We start from the raw sequence: 3015 nt of genomic DNA, 5'->3' as shown, positions 1-3015 counted from the left end.
CTGTAATAACTATACAATAAATAAGTATAAGATCCAGATGCCCTGTATTATACAGAGCATCTGGATCTTAATTATAACTTTTATTAACTAAGAATAGTGTAAAGTAACGCAGCTAAAGTACCACCTATAGTCGGACCTAACACTGGAATCCATGAATAACTCCAATTACTATCTATCTTACCTTTGATCGGTAACAAAGCATGTACAATTCTAGGCCCTAAATCTCTAGCTGGATTTATTGCATATCCTGTTGTACCACCCAATGAAAGCCCAATTCCCCACACAACAAAAGCAACTGGAATTGCACCTATAGAGCCCAAACCAATTTTAGTCCCAGTACCATTGTCGATTTCAGCCGCCGAAAAATAAAATACACAAATCAATAAAACAAAAGTACCTACAATTTCACTAATTATATTTCTAAATGTATTTGGTATTGCTGGTGCTGTACAAAAGACTGCTCGTTTTAATTCTGCATCATCTGTAGCATCAAAGTGATCTTTATATATTACATAAACTAAAAAAGCTCCAATCATTGCACCAATAAATTGTGCAGCAATGTAAGCAGGGACTTCAGTCCAAGAAAATTTTTCAGCTACTGCTAAGCTAAGTGTTACAGCTGGGTTTAGATGTGCTCCACTATAAGGGCCAGCGACAACCACACCAATAAATACAGCAAGACCCCAAGCTGTAGTAACAGCCATCCACCCTCCTCCTTCACCTATTGTTTTTTTAAAATATTATTAGCAACTACACCGCCTCCAATTAAAATTAAGAGGGCCGTTCCTAATATTTCTGCTATAAATGGTGTCATTTTATATTCCTTGCTAAAAGCTAAAATTAAATCTACCTTAATGAACATGTCTTTCTATAAGCGAACACTATCTACACTATGAAACTATTTTTGTTTAAATGTTGTAATTCAAAGTGCTTGATATCCTTAAAAGCATCTATAATGGTCACTAATAAAACTATCCTATTGAGCTTAGAGTTTATGATTGCGAGTTTTAATAACTTTACTTACATCCATAAACTCTAATCAAACAAGTTTGGTATGAATTTATATTTAAAGGTAAATTAGTAACTTATCCTTCACTTTGTACTTTTTTAACTGATTTACACCAGCCATCATAAAGCTCATCACGTTTTGTTTTGGTCATGCCAGGTTCGAATCGTCTTTCACAATTCCAATTAGTTGCCAATGACTCAAGCGATGAGAATACACCAGCCCTAAGTCCTGCAAGATAAGCTACACCTAAAGCAGTCGTTTCACTAATAGTTGAACGGTCAACCTCTGCACCTAAAACGTCTGACAAAAACTGCATAAGCCATCCATTTATGACCATACCACCATCAACTCTAAGTACCTGAGGCCTAACGCCGTCTGATTCCATAGCCTTTTGAAGATCTTTAGTTTGAAAACAAACAGACTGTAATCCTGCTGTTACTATCTCTTTAATACCCGTATCTCTAGTTAATCCAAATATAGCCCCACGAGCATTTGGATCCCAATATGGTGCACCCAAACCAGTAAATGCAGGAACCATATATATTCCATGATCTAGGGAGGTATTGATAGCGAGTAATTCTGTTTCATCTGCTTTTTCAATTAACTGTAAGCCATCTCTAAGCCATTGAATTGCTGCGCCAGCTATAAAAATACTGCCCTCTAATGCATAGGTTGGTTTGCCATTCAAACGATAGGCGACAGTACTAAGAAGTCTATTTTTAGATTGAAGAACTTGATCACCTGTATTAACCATCATAAAGCACCCTGTTCCATAGGTACTTTTAGCCATACCTGCTTGAAAGCATGTTTGGCCAAACAGTGCTGACTGTTGATCACCTGCCATACCTAAAATAGGCACTTCGTAACCTAAATATTTTTCACTCGCCATACCAAAGTCATCTGATGAATCCATTACTTCTGGTAGCATATTTAATGGAACATCAAGTAATTCAAGTAGTTCGGTATCCCATTCTTGCGTATGAATATTAAATAGCATAGTTCTCGATGCATTAGTTGCATCTGTGCGATGTTCTTTTTCGCCTGTCAACTTCCATAACAAATAAGTATCGACCGTACCAAAAATTAAATCACCATTTTCTGCTTTTTCACGAGCGCCTGGACAACTTTCTAAAATCCAATTTATTTTAGTCGCAGAAAAATACGGATCGATTAATAACCCCGTTTTTTGCATAATTAGTTCTTCTTTTCCTGCAAGCCTTAAACTATCGCATAGTTCTGTTGTACGCCTATCTTGCCAGACTATCGCATTATAAATGGGTTCACCGGTTACTTTATCCCAAACGATTGTAGTTTCGCGTTGATTAGTAATACCAATAGCAATAACTTTATCATGCTCAGGATCTAGGTTCTTCATAACAGCATTAATGGTATGAAGAACAGACTCCCATATGTCCTCAGGCTTATGCTCAACATAACCATCTTTTGGAAAATGTTGTTCAAATTCTTGTTGTTCTATATATGCAACTTTGCCATTTAAATCGAATAAAACACTGCGAGAGCTAGTCGTACCTTGATCAATTGAAAGGATATAATTATTCATTATTTTTTACACTTTAACATTCGGTTATTTTCGTTTTTGTACTATTACATGAATTAAATGTAACATACAACAAATATCAAACTTTTATATACAATTATTTAATGAAATAATTTCTATAAAATTCTCATTTACTTCTTTTTCACTTATAATAGTTTTACTAATTAAAATTAAAATTATGCTAAATAAAAATGACCCAAGATCAGAGACACGAATCTATATTAAAACTATTAAAAGAAAGAGATTCCATTTCTATTGAAGAATTAGTTGAGCACTATAAAGTCACTCCACAGACGATAAGACGCGACCTTACCCATCTTGCAAAGTTAAACAAATTAAGGCGTCATCATGGAGGCGCTAGTGTAGTCTCAAGCATTCAAAATATGGCGTATCAAACTAGAAAAATCATGGATTTAGAAGCTAAACAAAAAATAGCGCAACATTTAGT

At 35.1% G+C, this 3015-nt stretch carries 3 protein-coding genes; 1 reads left to right on the top strand and 2 read right to left on the bottom strand.

Annotated features, from left to right (window positions below):
* Window positions 1-83 precede the first annotated feature (83 nt).
* Together P20439_RS11205 and glpK are read right to left on the bottom strand one after the other, a co-directional pair.
* Window positions 84-704 carry an MIP/aquaporin family protein gene (locus P20439_RS11205; protein WP_008466875.1) on the bottom strand — a complete coding sequence of 207 codons (621 nt, stop codon included), beginning with the start codon at window positions 702-704 and terminating at the stop codon, window positions 84-86.
* Window positions 705-1085: 381 nt separating this feature from the next.
* Window positions 1086-2570 carry a glycerol kinase GlpK gene (glpK, locus tag P20439_RS11200; RefSeq protein ID WP_008466872.1) on the bottom strand — a complete coding sequence of 495 codons (1485 nt, stop codon included), beginning with the start codon at window positions 2568-2570 and terminating at the stop codon, window positions 1086-1088.
* 188 nt (window positions 2571-2758) lie between these two features.
* Between glpK and P20439_RS11195 the strand changes: the two genes are divergently transcribed.
* The coding region (locus P20439_RS11195; RefSeq protein ID WP_036933708.1) for a DeoR family transcriptional regulator at window positions 2759-3015 on the top strand (257 nt) is incomplete at its 3' end.

It is taken from the genome of Pseudoalteromonas sp. BSi20439 (assembly GCF_000241165.1).
Taxonomy (GTDB): Bacteria; Pseudomonadota; Gammaproteobacteria; order Enterobacterales; family Alteromonadaceae; genus Pseudoalteromonas.
Note: the sequence above shows the minus strand (reverse complement) of the source record. Positions and strands in the feature narration are given on the sequence as shown.

Bases quoted from the DNA above. Each gene is read 5' to 3' on its own strand.
- P20439_RS11205 (WP_008466875.1), bottom strand. From the start codon at position 704: ATGGCTGTTACTACAGCTTGGGGTCTTGCTGTATTTATTGGTGTGGTT.
- glpK (WP_008466872.1), bottom strand. From the start codon at position 2,570: ATGAATAATTATATCCTTTCAATTGATCAAGGTACGACTAGCTCTCGC.